The organism is Streptomyces chattanoogensis (assembly GCF_001294335.1).
Taxonomy (GTDB): domain Bacteria; phylum Actinomycetota; class Actinomycetes; order Streptomycetales; family Streptomycetaceae; genus Streptomyces; species Streptomyces chattanoogensis.
On sequence record NZ_LGKG01000090.1, the window covers coordinates 111,756 to 127,038 of the forward strand.

Genomic DNA, 15,283 nt, shown 5'->3' on the forward strand with positions numbered 1-15,283 from the left:
AGCGAGGCGGTGGGCCGGGCCGTGCCGTCGGCTGTGCAGCGGGCCGTGAGCGAAGCGGTGAGCGCGACGGAGGGCCGGGCGGCCGGCCCGGCCGCCGGCGCGGGCACGACCGATGCCCGGCAGCACCACGACCGCGGGCTGCGCGGTTTCGCCAGCGACAACTACGCCGGCGCCCACCCGGAGGTCCTCGCCGCGATCGCCCTCGCCAACGGCGGCCACCAGGTCGCCTACGGCGAGGACGACTACACCGCACACCTCCAGCGCGTCATCCGCAGCCACTTCGGGCAGCGCGCCGAGGCGTTCCCGGTGTTCAACGGCACGGGCGCCAATGTCGTCGCCCTCCAGGCGGTCACCGACCGCTGGGGCGCCGTGATCTGCGCCGAGAGCGCACACATCCACGTCGACGAGTGCGGTGCGCCCGAGCGGGTCGGCGGGCTCAAGCTGCTGACCGTACCGACCGAGGACGGCAAGCTCACGCCCGAGCTGATCGACCGGCAGGCATGGGGCTGGGACGACGAGCACCGCGCCATGCCGCAGGTCGTCTCGATCACCCAGAGCACCGAGCTCGGCACGGTCTACACCCCCGACGAGGTCCGGGCGATCTGCGAACACGCCCATGAGCGCGGCATGCTGGTGCACCTCGACGGCTCCCGGATAGCCAACGCCGCGGCGACGCTGGACGTTCCGATGCGGGCGTTCACCAACGCCGCGGGTGTCGACCTCCTCTCCTACGGCGGCACCAAGAACGGTGCCGTCTTCGGTGAGGCCGTGGTCGTCCTCAACCCCGACGCCGTACGGCACATGAAGCATCTGCGCAAGATGTCCATGCAGCTGGCCTCGAAGATGCGCTTCGTCTCCGTCCAGCTGGAGGCCCTGCTGGCCAAGGACCTGTGGCTGCGCAACGCCCGGCACGCCAACACCATGGCGCAGCGGCTGGCGGCCGGGGTGCGGGAGATCGACGGCGTCGAGATCCTCTACCCCGTGCAGTCCAACGCGGTCTTCGCCCGCCTGCCGCACGACGTCAGCGAGCGGCTGCAGAAGCGGTACCGGTTCTACTTCTGGGACGAGGCGGCCGGTGTCGTGCGGTGGATGTGCGCGTTCGACACGGTGGAGGAGGACGTGGACGGGTTCCTTGAGGCGATCAGGGAGGAAATCGCCCGCTGAGCCGAGGTCGGTGGGGGTGAGCGCGGTCCGTCCACTGCGCGCGCGTGATGCCTTGCGTACGCCCCCACCGGTCTCTTCCCCCCTCAACGGGGAGGCGCCGGGCCCGTCGGACAGCCAGAGAGTTCAATGAAGTGGACTGATCAGTGTCGTTTGCTGAACCATGGTCGGCCGTGCTCAAATGACCTCCCGGCGGCCTCCACCGGCCGGTCCCCACCGAACTCTGAGGCGGCACTCCCATGACCCGTCCCCTGCACATTTCCGGCGAGGTACAAGCCCTCGCCCCCGGCTTCGGCCACCTGGCCGTCGAGGCGCACGGTCTGACCAACGGGCCCAGCGACGAGACGAGTTCGGCGCTGCTGGACGAGGCCGCCCGGCGCCTGGCCGAACGCCTCGACGGGAGCGCCCCGCAGGACGACCCGCATATCGCCGCCTGGCGCGCCGCGTACACCGCCTTCGGCTGCAAGCCCTCGCGGACCCGCAACTCCGCCGAGGCGCTCGCCAAGCGTGCCCTGGCCGACGGCGGCCTGCCGCGCATCAACCGCCTCGTCGACCTCTACAACGCCATCAGCGTCGCCCACCTCATCCCCGTCGGCGGCGAGGACCTGGACCGTATCCAGGGGGACATGCGGCTCGTACGGGCCACCGGCGACGAGCCGTTCGTGACGGCGGCGGGCGGCGCGGAGGTCATCGAGCACCCCGAGCCCGGCGAGGTCGTCTGGTGCGACGACGAGGGTGTCACCTGCCGCCGCTGGAACTGGCGCCAGGGTGTCCGCACCCGCCTCACCGAGGACTCGGTCAGCGCGCTGTTCCTGCTGGAGCGGATGGCCCCGATGACGCTCGACGACCTGCGGGCGGCGGGCGTCGAGCTGGCGGAGCGACTGCAGAAGGCCTGCCCGGACGCCCGTATCGAGATCGGTGAGGTCTGGGCGCAGTGAAGCGGCGGCGGGGGCGGGGAGCCGCCCCCGCCCGGCACTATGCGCCGGGCGCCGCCGGAGCGGTGCCGCCGAGGTGGGCCGGGATCCACCAGGTGTCCTCGGGGCCCTTGGGGCGTACGGGGTAGGCGCGCTGGGCGGCCTCCAGGAGGTCCTGGACGCGGGCCCGCAGCCGGTCGGTGATCTTCTCGGCCTGGTCGGCGGGGTCGGCCTCCACCGGCTCGCCCACCCGGATCGTGATCGGGAAGTGGTTACGGCCCAGATCACGCTTGTGGCCCTTGGTCCACAGCCGCTGGGTGCCCCACAGCGCCAGCGGGACCAGCGGCACCCCGGCCTCCTGCGCCAGCCGCGCCGCACCCGACTTGAAGTTCTTGAGGGTGAACGACTCGGAGATCGTCGCCTCCGGGAAGACGCCGATGATCTCCCCCGAACGCAGCGCGCTCAGTGCGTGCTTGTAGGCGTGCATGCCCTGCGCGCGGTCGACCGGTATGTGCTTCATCGCCCGCATCAGCGGCCCCGACACCTTGTGCCGGAAGACCGACTCCTTCGCCATGAAGCGCACCAGCCGCTTGGCGGGCCGTGCCGCCAGGCCCGCGAAGACGAAGTCGAGATAGCCGATGTGATTGCTCACCAGCACCGCGCCGCCGCGGCGCGGAATGTTCTCCGCCCCCGAGATGTCGAATTTGAGGTCGAGCGCCTTGAAGACGGTGCGGGCGGCGCCGATCACCGGCGGGTAGACGAGCTCGGCCATGTCGGGGGACCCCTTCTCTGTGCCTGGGGAGGGCTCTCCCGGCGAAGACTGTGTACCGAAGACTTTCTGCAGCTTTACTTATGCGGCCTTAACTTACGCAGTCGTAAGTGTGCGGCCTCGGGAGATCGTGCCCGATCACGGCCGTCGCGGCCAGTACACGAGCCGCCACAGCCGGGAGATCCTCGTCACGTGACCCGTCCTGCGGAATTCCGCGAGGGGCCGCCTCAGCCGGCCGTCCGCCCCACGGTCCTCCGCAGCAGAAGGTACATCTCGCAGCCCAGGCAGTACCCGAACGCGGCATTGAGGAACGCCGCGCCGAGCGCGCAGCCGGTGGCCGCGAGGCCCAGCCACTGCGGCCCCAGGAAGTAGCCGGCCAGCCCCAGCAGGGCGAAGAAGAGGCCGACACTCTGCGCGAAGCGCGGCGGGGCGCCGGCCTCGAACTCGGCGGGCGGGGAAAGCCGCGGGCGAACCGCCACCTTGAACAGCCAGGCGTAGGGCGAGTGCTGGACACCCGCCACCGCCCCGACGGCGAAGACCAGCGCCTGGACGGCCAGCAGCGGGCCGCTCCCGGTGATCAGTACGGCTGCCAGGACGACGGTGGTGAGCGCCGCCCCGAACCTCGGTCCGCGGACGTCGATACGGTCGGTACGGTCTGGACGGCCGGTGCCGTCGGCAGGATCGTTGGACATGGCTCCACCATCCCGCAGAAGGCCCCCGGGAAAACCGTCCCGGGGCCCCGGACATCATTGCGGTCGTGTGAACCCGGGAATCTCTGCGGCCGCGTGCATGCTGCATCCTGAGACGACGGGACTGAGATGACGGGACTCATGGTGTGCATCGGGGTGCTCGCCGCGGCGAGCGCCTTCGGTGTGTGGCACCGGCGCCGGAACGGGAAGGTGACAGTGCGAGCACGGGACGACGGGGAGCGGCTGGGCGCCGCCGAGATCGGTGACCGGCTGGGGGAGCGGGCCACCCTGGTGCAGTTCTCCAGCGCCTTCTGCCAGCCCTGCCGCGCCACCCGGCGGATCCTGGCGGAGGTTGCGGACATAGTGGACGGGGTGGCGCATGTGGAGATCGACGCCGAGGCCCGTCTGGATCTCGTACGGAGCCTGAACATCCTGCGCACACCCACCGTGCTGGTCCTCGACGCACACGGCACGATCGTGCGCCGCGCCGCAGGCCAGCCCCGTAAGGCCGATGTCATAGCCGCCCTCGGCGAGGCGGTCCGTGATTGATCTCCCAGATGCCGGGCGCCACTTGACGCTGCCGCCCGAGCATCGTCAGTCTGACGTTATGCGGCCAGGAACCCTTCTGTACGGACGCGCGCACGTGGACCTTCTGCGGACCGCCAGCGCGCGCTGTCCCAGCGTGTGAGCAGCGACGACACCACCGCTGCCGGCAGCCGCGCCGCTGCCGGCCGCCACGCCCAGGCTCGTACACTCCATCAGAAGGACAACTCCATGACGGCCTCGCCCGACCTCGGCACGCCCCGCATCGCCACCCCCGATCTGCTGCGCTCCGTCTTCCGGCAGCACGCCGCCGGTGTCGCGGTGATCACCGCGCACGGCACCCGCCCCGTCGGCTTCACCGCCACCTCCCTGACCTCCGTCGCCGCGGAGCCCCCGCTGCTCTCGTTCGGCATCGGCACCGGTGCCTCCAGCTGGCCGGCCGTCGCCGAGGCCGGACACATCGGCGTCCACATACTCGGCGAGCACCAGCAGGAGCTTGCCGCGACCTTCGCCCGCAGCGGCGCGGACCGCTTCGGCCCGGCCACCTCCTGGCGCACCGGCCCCGAGGGCGTGCCCCTCCTGGACGGCGTACTGGCCTGGCTGGTGTGCCGGGTGGTGGCCAGGGTTCCGGCCGGGGACCACCGCATCGTGCTCGCCCAGCCCGTCGTCGGCGACCCCGCCGGACCCGGCCGGCCGCTCCTCTACCACCAGGGCCGCTTCAACGCCCTGCGGGACTGACAGGTTCCCGCAGGCTCTCGTCATCACCCGATCAAGGCCGTTGGCAAGGTCACATTTCGACGGCCTTGATTCGGGGGACGAGAGTGGATGTACTGGCTAGTAACATGACGGTCGGCGCGGGGTTCCGTATCCGACCCGGAGCCGCCCCATGAGGCGCCTATGCTGCCGGTACAAGGCAGTTCTGAAGAGACGATGCAGGTAGGAGAGCCGGCGTGAGCTTGAGGATCGTTGTCTGTGTGAAGTACGTGCCCGACGCCACCGGCGACCGGCACTTCGCCGAGGACCTGACCGTCGACCGTGACGACGTGGACGGTCTGCTCTCGGAGCTCGACGAGTACGCCGTCGAGCAGGCCCTGCAGATCAAGGAAGCCGCCGACGACGCGGAGATCACGGTCCTGACCGTCGGTCCCGAGGACGCCAGCGACGCCCTGCGCAAGGCGCTGTCGATGGGCGCCGACAAGGGTGTCCACGTCGAGGACGACGACCTGCACGGCACCGACGCGCTGGGCACCTCGCTCGTGCTCGCCAAGGCCATCGAGCACACCGGCTACGACCTGGTCGTCTGCGGAATGGCCTCCACCGACGGCACCATGGGCGTGCTGCCCGCGCTGCTCGCCGAGCGCCTGGGCGTCCCGCAGGTGACCCAGCTCTCCGAGGTCTCCGTCGAGGGTGGCCCCAACGGCACGGTCAAGGGCCGCCGCGACGGCGACACCGCCAGCGAGCAGCTGGAGGCCTCCCTGCCGGCCGTCATCTCCGTCACCGACCAGTCGGGCGAGGCGCGTTACCCCTCCTTCAAGGGCATCATGGCCGCCAAGAAGAAGCCGGTGGAGGAGCTGGACCTGGAGGACCTGGAGATCGAGGCGGACGAGGTCGGCCTCGAGGGCGCGTGGACCAAGGTCGACGAGGCGGCCGAGCGTCCGGCCCGCACCGCCGGCACCGTCGTCAAGGACGAGGGCGAGGGCGCCAAGCAGCTCGCTGAGTTCCTCGCGGGCCAGAAGTTCATTTAAGGCTGGGGGTCCGGGGGTTATCCCCCGGGTCAACACAGCCGGCCCGTCCCCCTCAACCGCCCTCATTCTTCCTGCAGGAGAGTCATCCCATGGCTGAAGTTCTTGTCTACGTCGACCACGTGGACGGTGCCGTCCGCAAGCCCACCCTCGAGCTGCTCACCCTCGCCCGCCGCATCGGCGAGCCGGTAGCCGTCCACCTCGGCGCCAACGCCGACGCGGCCGCCAAGGTCCTCGGCGAGCACGGCGCCGTCAAGGTGCTGGCCGCCGACGCGCCGGAGTTCACCGAGTACCTCGTCGCCCCCAAGGTCGACGCGCTGCAGGCCGCCTACGACGCGGTCTCCCCGGCCGCCGTGCTGCTGCCGTCCTCCGCCGAGGGCAAGGAGATCGCGGCCCGCCTCGCGGTCCGTATCGGCTCCGGCATCATCACCGACGCCGTCGACCTCGAGGCCGGCGACGAGGGTCCGGTGGCCACGCAGTCCGTCTTCGCGGCGTCGTTCACCACCAAGTCCCGTATCACCAAGGGCACCCCGGTCATCACCGTCAAGCCGAACTCCGCCGCCCCGGAGGACGCCCCGGCCGCCGGTACGGTCGAGCAGCTCGCGGTGACCGTCGCCGACTCCTCCAAGGGCACCAAGATCGTCTCGCGCACCCCGCGCGAGTCGACCGGCCGCCCGGAGCTGACCGAGGCCGCGATCGTGGTCTCCGGTGGCCGCGGCGTCAACGGCGCCGAGAACTTCCCGGTCATCGAGGCCCTCGCCGACTCGCTCGGCGCGGCCGTCGGTGCCTCGCGTGCCGCGGTGGACGCCGGCTGGTACCCGCACACCAACCAGGTCGGCCAGACCGGCAAGTCGGTCTCGCCGCAGCTGTACATCGCGGCGGGCATCTCCGGTGCGATCCAGCACCGCGCCGGTATGCAGACCTCGAAGACCATCGTCGCGATCAACAAGGACGCCGAGGCACCGATCTTCGACCTGGTCGACTACGGCGTGGTCGGCGACCTGTTCGACGTCGTCCCGGCGCTGACCGAAGAGGTCAAGTCCCGCAAGGGCTGAGCCGTATCGGAAGGGCCGAGCCCTGTCCGGCCAAGCGCCGCCGAGGCCCCGTACGCACCCGCCGTACGGGGCCTCGGCGCGATCTCAGTCGCCCGTCGCCCCGTCGATCCGCTCGCGCAGCAGATCCGCATGGCCGTTGTGGCGCGCGTACTCCTCGATCATGTGGACATAGACCCAGCGCAGATTCAGCGTCTTCCCGCTGCGCTCGTGCTGGAAGGTCTCGTCCAGCCCGCGGCCCTTGACCGCCGCGTCCGCGGCCTCGATCTCGGCACGGAAGACCGCGACATCGGTCTCCGCGCCGGCCGCGGTGGCGTCGACGAAGTCGGCGTCCGGGTTCCGCTCGAGGTCGTAGAGATCGCCGATCTCCTCGCCCGCGAAGCGTCGCCGGAACCAGGTGCGCTCGACCAGCGCCAGATGGCGCACCAGCCCGAGCAGGGTGAGGGTGGAGGGCGCGGCGCTCGCCTCGACGAGCTGCTCCGGGGCCAGCCCCGCGCACTTGGTGAGGAGTGTGTCGCGGTGCCAGTCGAGCCAGCCCTGAAGCATCTCGCGTTCGCCGACGCCGACGGGAAACTCCCGGCGGGTGATCTGTGGTGCGGTCCAAGTCATGCGGTGAGTCTGGCGGGGCCGGCGCCGCTGTGCCACGGAGTTACGGGGTACGGGTGCGGGCCCGTGACCTGCGTCCCCTCGGGTGAGTGGGTGTTGACCCAGGTACGCGACACGGATAACTTCGCTATACGGATTGTTGATTCCGTGAAGCGGAAATGATGGAGATGCTCGGCCGAGGTCGGGCGGAAGAACCGGAGGGGTGTCGGATGGGGCAGCAGGAGACCGTGGCGACGAGCCTTGCGCACACCGTACGCGAGGGCATCGACGCCGCTCTCGCCGCGGTGGACGCCGATCTGGCGCGGCGCTACCCGGGCGACCCCGGCACCCGCCAGCCGGTCCACACGGTCTATGTCCCGGGCGATGCCTTCGCCGCCGACACCATCCGCTCGTGGGGCGACCAGGCGCTCGCCGCCCTCGACGAGCACGCCCCCGACGCCGCGTCGCTCGCCGCCGTCCTGGGCATCCCCGACGAGCTCGCCGGACCGGTCTACGACCGCGTCCGCGCCAAGCTGGAGCGCGAGCCGATCGAAGACCTGCGCATCGACTTCGAGGACGGTTACGGCGTCCGCTCGGACGCCGAGGAGGACGAGGCCGCGGCCCGCGCCGCAGCCCTCGTCGCCGACGCCTACCGGGACGGCACCGCGGCCCCGTACATGGGCATCCGGATGAAGTGCATGGAGGCCGCCGTCCGCGACCGCGGTATCCGCACCCTCGACATCTTCCTCACCGGCCTCATGGAGGCCGGCGGCCTGCCCGACGGGCTCGTTCTGACCCTCCCCAAGGTGACCTACGCCGAGCAGGTCACCGCCATGGTCCGGCTGCTGGAGGCCTTCGAGAGGGCGCGCGGCCTGGAGAGCGGCCGGATCGGTTTCGAGATCCAGGTGGAGACCACCCAGTCGATCCTGGGCCCCGACGGCCGCGCCACGGTCTCCCGCATGATCGAGGCGGCCAAGGGCCGCGCCACCTCCCTGCACTACGGCACCTACGACTACAGCGCCTCCTGCGGGATCAGCGCCGCGCACCAGTCGCTGGACCACCCCGCCGCCGACTACGCCAAGACCGTGATGCAGGTGGCCGCCGCGGGCACCGGCGTCCGGCTCTCCGACGGCTCCACCAATATGCTGCCGGTAGGTCCGACGTCCCACGTCCACTCTGTCTGGCGGCTGCACCACGGCCTCGTCCGCCGCTCGCTGGCCCGTGCGTACTACCAGGGCTGGGACATGCACCCCGGCCACCTCCCGACCCGTTACGCCGCGGTCTACGCCTTCTATCTCGAAGGCCTGGAGCAGGCCGCGGCCCGGCTCGCGGCGTACGTGGCCAAGACCGGCGGCGATGTCGCGGACGAGCCCGCCACCGCCAAGGCCCTCGCCGGCTATCTGCTGCGCGGCCTGGACTGCGGCGCCGTCGCCCCCGGCGAGGCCGCCCGGCTGACCGGTCTGACCCGCGCCGACCTCGACTCCCTGGCGGGCCGTTCGCTGCGCTCGGCTTAAGGCCCCACGTTGTCGGCTGTTCCGCCGTAGGGGTTGTTCGCCGTGGCGCCTGCGGCGGGCGTGGGTTGTACGGGAGCGGGGCCGACCCTACGGACTTCGTCCTACGGTCCGTCCCCTCCCGTGGGTGGGGGGAACAGGCTGGTGGGGGCGAGCATGCTCTGTCCACTGCGGGCGTGTACGGGCCTACGGCCGCCCCCACCCGTTCTTCCCCGTTCCCCACGGGGAGGTGCCGGGCTGTAGCGGCGGAGCCGTGCAAGCCCGGTGCCGCTGCCGAACAGCCCCGCGCAGTGGCACCAGCCCGCCGCAGGCGAAACGGCGGCAAGGCTCAACACGTCGGCGCGGGCAAAGCGCAGCGGACGGGCCGCAGGCGCCACGGCGAACAGCCCGTACGGTGGGAAAGCCGAAAACGTGGGGCCGAGGCACAGCGGCAGCGTTACGGCCGGATCTCCCCCGAGCCGCGGGCGATCAGCCGGGTGGGGATCTCCACCCGGCGCGGCGGCTCGTCGATGCCGTCGAGGCGGCGGAAGAGCAGTCCGGCGGCGGTCCGGCCCAGCCGCGCCGCGTCCTGGGCGACGACCGTGATCGCGGGCCGGACGAGATCGGCGAGCTCGAAGTCGTCGAATCCCACCAGGGCGACGGGGCGCGGGCGTTCGCGCAGGACGCGGACGGCGGTGACGGTGACGCGGTTGTTGCCCGCGAACAGCGCGGTGACCGGCTCGGGGCCGTCCAGCATGGCGGTCGCCGCGGCCCGTACATGCTCGGGGGCGGTGGAGCCCAGCGTCACCCAGGACTCGTCGACCGGCAGCCCGGCGGCGGCCATGGCGGTGCGATAGCCGCGCAACCGTTCCTTCGCGGTGTGGATACGCGGCTGGTCGCCGATGAAGCCGATACGGCGGTGGCCGTGTGCGATGAGATGGGCGACCGCCTCCTGGGCGCCGCCGAAGCTGTCGGAGAGCACCACGTCGGCATCGATCCGGCCGGCGGGGCGGTCCACGAAGACCGTCGCGATGCCCGCCGCGATCTCCGGCTCCAGATAGCGGTGGTCGTCACCGGCCGGGATGACGACCAGCCCGTCCACCCGGCGGGCGCACAGCGCGAGCACCAACTCCTGTTCCCGGTCCGGGTCCTCGGCGCTGGAGCCGTTGATCAGCAGCGCGCCGTGGTCGCGGGCGACCTCCTCGACGGCGCGGCTGAGCGGCCCGTAGAAGGGGTCGGCGAGATCCTCGAGGACGAGGCCGATGCTGGCCGTGCGGCCCTTGCGCAGGATCCGGGCCGAGTCGTTACGGCGGAACCCCAGGGCCGTGATCGCCTCCTGGACCCGCCGTTCGGTGTCCGGGGTGACGCCCGGTTCGCCGTTGACCACGCGGGAGACCGTCTTGAGGCCGACCCCGGCGCGCGCCGCCACATCCTTCATCGTGGGCCTGGTGCCGTAGCGACGAGAGGTGCCCTGCGCGGTGTCCGTCACGTGTGCGGTCCTGATTCTGTAGGCGGCTGCCGGCGATGTGCTGCCGGCGATGTGCCGGCGGTGCGGGGGGTGCCGTCGAGCATAGCCCCTGGACAACGTTGTCAACTGCGGGAAGACTGGCGTTCTCGCGCCGGGACGATCCACCCCGGCCCCGGGCCCACCAGGAGATTCGACACCGATGCAGACGGACCTCAGCGCAGCGCTCGACATTGGCGGCACCAAGATCGCCGGAGCCCTGGTGGACGGGCGCGGCAGGCTGATCGTACGGGCCGGCCGGCCGACCCCCGCCGACAAGGACGGGGCGAGTGTGATGCGTGCGGTGGCCGAGGTGGTCCAGGAGCTGGCCGCGGGGCCGGACTGGGCGCGGGTGGCGGCCGTGGGCATCGGCAGCGCGGGTCCGGTGGACGCCTCGGCCGGCACCGTCAGCCCCGTCAACATCCCCGGCTGGCGCGACTTTCCGCTGGTCGCCGGGGTGCGGGCGCTGGTCGGGGAGCGGCCGGTGACACTGGTCGGCGATGGTGTCGCGATGACCGCGGCCGAGCACTGGCAGGGCGCCGCGCGCGGCCATGCCAACGCCCTGTGCATGGTGGTCTCCACCGGGGTCGGCGGCGGGCTAGTCCTGAACGGGCGGCTGCACCCGGGCCCCACCGGCAACGCCGGGCACATCGGCCACATCAGCGTGGACCTCGACGGCGACGCCTGCCCGTGCGGCGCCCGCGGCTGCGTCGAGCGGATCGCCAGCGGCCCCAACATCGCCCGCCGCGCGCTCGCGGACGGCTGGCGGCCGGGTCCCGACGGTGACAGCAGCGCGGCCGCCGTCGCCGCCGCGGCACACGCCGGCGACCCCGTCGCCGTACGGTCCTTCGAGCGGGCCGCCCAGGCGCTGGCCGCCGGGATCGCGGCCACCGCGACGCTGGTCGAGATCGATATCGCGGTCATCGGCGGGGGAGTAGCGGGCGCCGGAGACGTCCTCTTCGTCCCCCTTCGCAAGGCGCTGCGCGACTACGCAACCCTGTCGTTCGTGGCGGACCTGACGGTCGTACCCGCCCAAACGGGCACGGACGCCGGGGTGGTGGGCGCTGCGGCCGCTGCACAACAGTCCCGTCTCGATGCCTTCGTCCCACTGCCCTGAGGACACCACCCGCCCCCGTGCGCCCCTTAGTCTGTTGCCGACCGCGATGTGCTCCGTGACGCAGGACGTCGGACGTTGGATGTTGGGCGTCGGACGTCGGGCGTCGGACGTTGGATGTCGGGCGTCGGACGACGGACGACGGACGTTGGGCGTCGAGACATTGGATGTCGGACGTCGGACACGGTGCACGGGCAGAGACACGGGTATCGAGGGGATCGGCGACGATGACACCGGGGGAGCGCGAGCACCACAGCGCGAATGAGTCGGGGGAGCCGAGCGGGGCGGGCGACGGTGCGGCCGCCGCGCCGCCCGGCGGCGGTGCGCCCAGGGCGGCTTCGGCGAGCGGCCCCCAGCGCGGCAGCGACGCCGATCTGACCGGGCGGGTGCTCGGCGGCCGCTACCGCGTCACCGGCCGGATCGGCCGCGGCGGGATGGGCGTGGTCTGCCGCGCCGTCGACGAAGTGCTGGGCCGCGAGGTGGCCGTCAAGGTGCTGCGCGCGTACACCGACGCCTCAGCCCCCGAACTCGCCGATCTGCGCACCCGGATGCAGCGCGAGGCGCGGGCCGCGGCCCGTATCCGGCACTCCGGCGTGATCACCGTCCATGACGTCATCGACGAGGACGGCCGCCCCGTCATCGTCATGGAACTGGTCGACGGACCCTCGCTCGACGACGCCATCCAGCAGCGCGGCGCCGCCGACCCCCGGGAGATCGCCCGCATCGGCGCCCAGGTCATGGACGCGCTGGACGCCGCCCACCAGGTGGGCGTGCTGCACCGCGATGTGAAGCCCGGCAATGTGCTGCTCGACCGCACCGGCCGCGTGGTGCTCACCGACTTCGGCATCGCCAGCATCGAGGCGCCGGGCGACGGCGCCACCACCAACATCACCCGCAGCGGCGAGCTCGTCGGCTCGCTCGACTATCTGCCGCCCGAGCGGGCCCAGGGCCAGGACCCCACCCCGGCCTCGGACATCTGGTCGCTGGGCATGACGTTGTACGCGGCCGTGGAGGGCAGCGGCGCGCCGTTCCGCCGTACGTCGCTGCTGTCCACGCTGACCGCGATCGTCACCGAGCCGCTGCCCGAGCCGCAGCGGGCCGGACCGCTCACGCCCGTACTGCACGCCCTGATGGCGAAGAACCCGGCCGACCGGCCGTCCGCCGCCCAGGCGCGGAGCATGCTGACGGCGGTGGCCGAGGGGCGCGAGCCGGCGGCCGTGCCCCTGCCCGGCGATCCGCATCTGCCCACCGCGACGGACATCCGGCCGATCGCGCCGCCTCCGCCGCCGCAGGAGTTCGGGCAGGCGGCCGCGGGCCAGGGCGCAGCCGCCGGATCCGCCAACTCCCCTTCGCCGCCCGCAAGTTGGCTGTCCGGCGGCCCGGGCGGGCAGGCCGCTCCGGCGCACCCGGGCACGCCCGCGCCGCCGCCCGAGGCCGCCACATCCCCGTCCGCCATCAACCCCGGCTTCGACCCGCCCGGCGTGGTGAGCGGCCCGGCCGTCGGCAGCACCGATACGCACCGGCACCTCGGGAACCGGTCCGAGAGCGACACCGAGCGGCTCCCCGCTCGCCGTCGCCGCCGTGTGCTGCTCGCCGTGGCGGCAGTGCTCGCCGTCCTGGCCACCGGCGGCGGGGTGACGTATGCCCTGGTCGGCGGCGGGCCGAGCGACACGGTCGCAGACGGCGGGCGGCAGTCGGCGGCACCGGCGGGCAAGCCGACGCCCGCCGCCGCCCCGAGCCCGTCCGGCAGCAAGGACACCGGCAAGGGCGACGACAAGGGCAAGGACTCCGGCGCCTCGCCGTCCGCCTCCCAGAAGCCCTCGGAGGACGCGACCTCCGACAAGAAGCCCCAGCACGGAGGCGCGGGCGGGAGTTCCGGCGATCAGACCGGCGGTGGTGCGACGGGCGGACTCCTCGGCGGCACGGACGGCGGTTCCGGCGGATCGGACGGCGGCACCTCCGGCACATCGGGCGGGCACGGCGGCAGCACCAGCGGTGGCAGCGGCGGCGGTGAGCCCACCCCGCAGACCTCCTGCGTGTCCATCGGCGGCGGCAAGACCAACTGCGACGTCTGGCGTGCGGCCACCTCGTACACCGCGTCCTTCCAGCAGGCCGGAACCCTCAACGCGGGCACCAACTACTTCTACTGCCAGGCGAAGCTGGGCCGCCGCGAGACGTACGGGAAGTGGACGAACGTGTGGTGGGCGAAGACCGATGACGACAGCGGGAACACCGGTGTCTATATCAGCGTCGTCTATCTCACCGGCGGCGAGAACGACCAGCCCATCCCCGGCCTGCCCACCTGCTGACGGACCGGCTAACGCCGGACGGATACACGGTAGACGGCCGTGCCGTGGGCGGGGACGTTCGCCGAAATGGTGCCCGTGGTGTGGGAGTTACGGTGCTGCCACAGGTCGCGGAGCAGGTAACGGTCCGCCTGCGGGAGGCCCGCGTCCTGGGCGGTGGTGGCGATCGTCTGCGCCTCGCCGGTCTCGTTGAAGAGGGCGACGGCATGGTCACCGTTCGCCAGCTGCTTGACCAGCGTCCAACGTCCCTCGTCCGACGTCAGTACCGTGGCCTGCTTGCCCAGCGCGTCCTGATCGAGGGCGATGACGTCCTTGTTGCCCAGGATTGTGAGCGTCTCCGGGGTCGCCCTGCGCAGATCGGAGCCGATCAGCAGCGGGGCGGACATCATCGACCAGAGCGAGAAATGGCTGCGGTACTCGGTGTCCGTCATCCCGCCGTTGCCGACCTCCAGCATGTCCGGATCGTTCCAGTGGCCGGGTCCCGCGTACGGCGCCAGCGGCAGATTCCGCTTCAGGATCCCGACCATGCTCGACCAGCTGTCGTCGATGTCCCCGGTGGTCCGCCACAGATGTCCTACGTCCGACGCCCACTCCCAGGGCCTGTTCTCGCCCCACTCGCAGATGCTGTACACGATGGGCCGCCCGGTGGCCTTCAGTGCGTCCCGCATCGTGCGGTAGCGCTGCCTGGCGTCCACACCCTGGTTGTTGCAGTTGTCGTACTTGAGGTAGTCCACGCCCCAGTCGGCGAACTGCCGGGCGTCGGACGTCTCATGTCCCAGGCCTCCGGGGAACCCGTTCTCGTTGCAGGTCCTGGTGCCCGCGCTCGTATAGATGCCGAACTTCAGCCCCTTGCCGTGGACATAGTCGGCGACGGCCTTGATGCCGTGGGGGAAGCGCTGGGGATCGGGGACGAGCCTGCCGTCCGCGTCCCGCTCGGGCAGCGCCCAGCAGTCGTCGAGATTGACGTACCGGTAGCCCGCGTCCTTGAGGCCCTTGCTGACGAAGAGGTCGGCGATGCCCCTGACCATCCCCTCGTCGAACTCGGCCCGGCAGTGGGTGGAGTTCCAGTTGTTGAACCCCATCGGCGGCGTCTGGGCGAGCCCGCCGGGGAGCCGGGACGCCGGCGTGTGCGACGCCTGCGCTGCGGCCGGCGGGGCGGACACCGCCGCCGTACAGAGCAGCGCGACGGACAGCGCTCCGGCGACTCTCGCGGGACCGTGGCGGCGGATGCGCCGACGGGTGCGCTCACCGGCGTGCTGACCGGCGTGCTGAAGGGTGAGTCGGCGGATGGTGCGGATGTGAACGCGCATGGTCGCGTCCTCCGTCTTCGGGAGAGGTGTGGGGTACCCGTTCCTGATGAGTGGTTACGGTAGGGCTTGTTGAAGTCTGTTGGAAGGGGTGGGGTGACGGTTGT

Annotated in this window: 13 protein-coding genes and 1 pseudogene; 9 read left to right on the top strand and 5 right to left on the bottom strand. The window is 71.9% G+C overall.

What is annotated here, in order from left to right; all coding sequences use genetic code 11:
• Positions 1-57 precede the first annotated feature (57 nt).
• Both ADL29_RS11600 and ADL29_RS11605 read left to right on the top strand, forming a co-directional pair.
• Positions 58-1,164, top strand: a complete 1,107-nt coding sequence (locus ADL29_RS11600; RefSeq protein ID WP_046931468.1) for a threonine aldolase family protein — start codon at positions 58-60, stop codon at positions 1,162-1,164.
• Between the two features lie 236 nt (positions 1,165-1,400).
• Positions 1,401-2,099, top strand: coding sequence for a B3/B4 domain-containing protein (locus ADL29_RS11605; protein WP_053923581.1), 699 nt, complete (start codon positions 1,401-1,403; stop codon positions 2,097-2,099).
• 37 nt (positions 2,100-2,136) lie between these two features.
• On the opposite strand, the gene ADL29_RS11610 is transcribed toward ADL29_RS11605, so the two are convergent.
• Both ADL29_RS11610 and ADL29_RS11615 read right to left on the bottom strand, forming a co-directional pair.
• On the bottom strand, positions 2,137-2,847 hold the full coding sequence (locus ADL29_RS11610) for a lysophospholipid acyltransferase family protein (RefSeq protein WP_046929144.1): 711 nt from the start codon (positions 2,845-2,847) through the stop codon (positions 2,137-2,139).
• A gap of 224 nt (positions 2,848-3,071) precedes the next feature.
• Complete coding sequence (locus ADL29_RS11615; protein WP_053923582.1) at positions 3,072-3,536, bottom strand: DUF4395 domain-containing protein; 465 nt, start codon at positions 3,534-3,536, stop codon at positions 3,072-3,074.
• Positions 3,537-3,662: 126 nt separating this feature from the next.
• On the opposite strand from ADL29_RS11615, the gene ADL29_RS11620 reads away from it, so the two are divergent.
• The 4 genes from ADL29_RS11620 to ADL29_RS11635 all read left to right on the top strand — a co-directional run bounded on the left by ADL29_RS11620 (position 3,663) and on the right by ADL29_RS11635 (position 6,873).
• Positions 3,663-4,082: a TlpA family protein disulfide reductase gene (locus tag ADL29_RS11620; protein ID WP_046929146.1), complete on the top strand. Its 420-nt coding sequence runs from the start codon at positions 3,663-3,665 to the stop codon at positions 4,080-4,082.
• Positions 4,083-4,307: 225 nt separating this feature from the next.
• On the top strand, positions 4,308-4,814 hold the full coding sequence (locus ADL29_RS11625; RefSeq protein ID WP_053923615.1) for a flavin reductase family protein: 507 nt from the start codon (positions 4,308-4,310) through the stop codon (positions 4,812-4,814).
• Positions 4,815-5,026: 212 nt separating this feature from the next.
• A complete protein-coding gene (locus ADL29_RS11630) occupies positions 5,027-5,821 on the top strand; it encodes an electron transfer flavoprotein subunit beta/FixA family protein (protein ID WP_053923583.1) in 795 nt (264 codons plus the stop codon).
• A gap of 89 nt (positions 5,822-5,910) precedes the next feature.
• Positions 5,911-6,873, top strand: coding sequence for an electron transfer flavoprotein subunit alpha/FixB family protein (locus ADL29_RS11635; protein ID WP_053923584.1), 963 nt, complete (start codon positions 5,911-5,913; stop codon positions 6,871-6,873).
• 84 nt (positions 6,874-6,957) lie between these two features.
• Here ADL29_RS11635 and ADL29_RS11640 read toward each other — a convergent pair whose 3' ends face one another.
• On the bottom strand, positions 6,958-7,479 hold the full coding sequence (locus ADL29_RS11640; protein ID WP_053923585.1) for a DinB family protein: 522 nt from the start codon (positions 7,477-7,479) through the stop codon (positions 6,958-6,960).
• A gap of 206 nt (positions 7,480-7,685) precedes the next feature.
• Here ADL29_RS11640 and ADL29_RS11645 point away from each other — a divergent pair, with 206 nt between their 5' ends.
• Complete coding sequence (locus ADL29_RS11645; protein WP_053923586.1) at positions 7,686-8,969, top strand: DUF6986 family protein; 1,284 nt, start codon at positions 7,686-7,688, stop codon at positions 8,967-8,969.
• 433 nt (positions 8,970-9,402) lie between these two features.
• Here the strand turns inward: ADL29_RS11645 and ADL29_RS11650 are convergent, their stop codons facing one another.
• Complete coding sequence (locus tag ADL29_RS11650; protein ID WP_053923587.1) at positions 9,403-10,434, bottom strand: LacI family DNA-binding transcriptional regulator; 1,032 nt, start codon at positions 10,432-10,434, stop codon at positions 9,403-9,405.
• Positions 10,435-10,612: 178 nt separating this feature from the next.
• Here ADL29_RS11650 and ADL29_RS11655 point away from each other — a divergent pair, with 178 nt between their 5' ends.
• Both ADL29_RS11655 and ADL29_RS11660 read left to right on the top strand, forming a co-directional pair.
• Entirely contained in the window at positions 10,613-11,566 is a 954-nt protein-coding gene (locus ADL29_RS11655; RefSeq protein ID WP_053923588.1) for an ROK family protein, read from the top strand.
• A 224-nt stretch (positions 11,567-11,790) separates the two neighbouring features.
• Positions 11,791-13,872, top strand: coding sequence for a serine/threonine-protein kinase (locus ADL29_RS11660; RefSeq protein WP_078970907.1), 2,082 nt, complete (start codon positions 11,791-11,793; stop codon positions 13,870-13,872).
• A gap of 11 nt (positions 13,873-13,883) precedes the next feature.
• Here the strand turns inward: ADL29_RS11660 and ADL29_RS11665 are convergent.
• A pseudogene (locus ADL29_RS11665) lies at positions 13,884-15,179 on the bottom strand (glycoside hydrolase family 27 protein); the annotation flags it as partial.
• Between the last annotated feature and the right edge of the window lie 104 nt (positions 15,180-15,283).

What these genes read in the sequence shown, in the direction of transcription:
- ADL29_RS11640 (WP_053923585.1), bottom strand. Translation starts at nt 7,479, where the DNA reads ATGACTTGGACCGCACCACAGATCACCCGCCGGGAGTTTCCCGTCGGC.
- ADL29_RS11635 (WP_053923584.1), top strand. Translation starts at nt 5,911, where the DNA reads ATGGCTGAAGTTCTTGTCTACGTCGACCACGTGGACGGTGCCGTCCGC.
- ADL29_RS11625 (WP_053923615.1), top strand. Translation starts at nt 4,308, where the DNA reads ATGACGGCCTCGCCCGACCTCGGCACGCCCCGCATCGCCACCCCCGAT.
- ADL29_RS11615 (WP_053923582.1), bottom strand. Translation starts at nt 3,536, where the DNA reads ATGTCCAACGATCCTGCCGACGGCACCGGCCGTCCAGACCGTACCGAC.
- ADL29_RS11610 (WP_046929144.1), bottom strand. Translation starts at nt 2,847, where the DNA reads ATGGCCGAGCTCGTCTACCCGCCGGTGATCGGCGCCGCCCGCACCGTC.
- ADL29_RS11605 (WP_053923581.1), top strand. Translation starts at nt 1,401, where the DNA reads ATGACCCGTCCCCTGCACATTTCCGGCGAGGTACAAGCCCTCGCCCCC.
- ADL29_RS11620 (WP_046929146.1), top strand. Translation starts at nt 3,663, where the DNA reads ATGACGGGACTCATGGTGTGCATCGGGGTGCTCGCCGCGGCGAGCGCC.
- ADL29_RS11655 (WP_053923588.1), top strand. Translation starts at nt 10,613, where the DNA reads ATGCAGACGGACCTCAGCGCAGCGCTCGACATTGGCGGCACCAAGATC.
- ADL29_RS11645 (WP_053923586.1), top strand. Translation starts at nt 7,686, where the DNA reads ATGGGGCAGCAGGAGACCGTGGCGACGAGCCTTGCGCACACCGTACGC.
- ADL29_RS11660 (WP_078970907.1), top strand. Translation starts at nt 11,791, where the DNA reads ATGACACCGGGGGAGCGCGAGCACCACAGCGCGAATGAGTCGGGGGAG.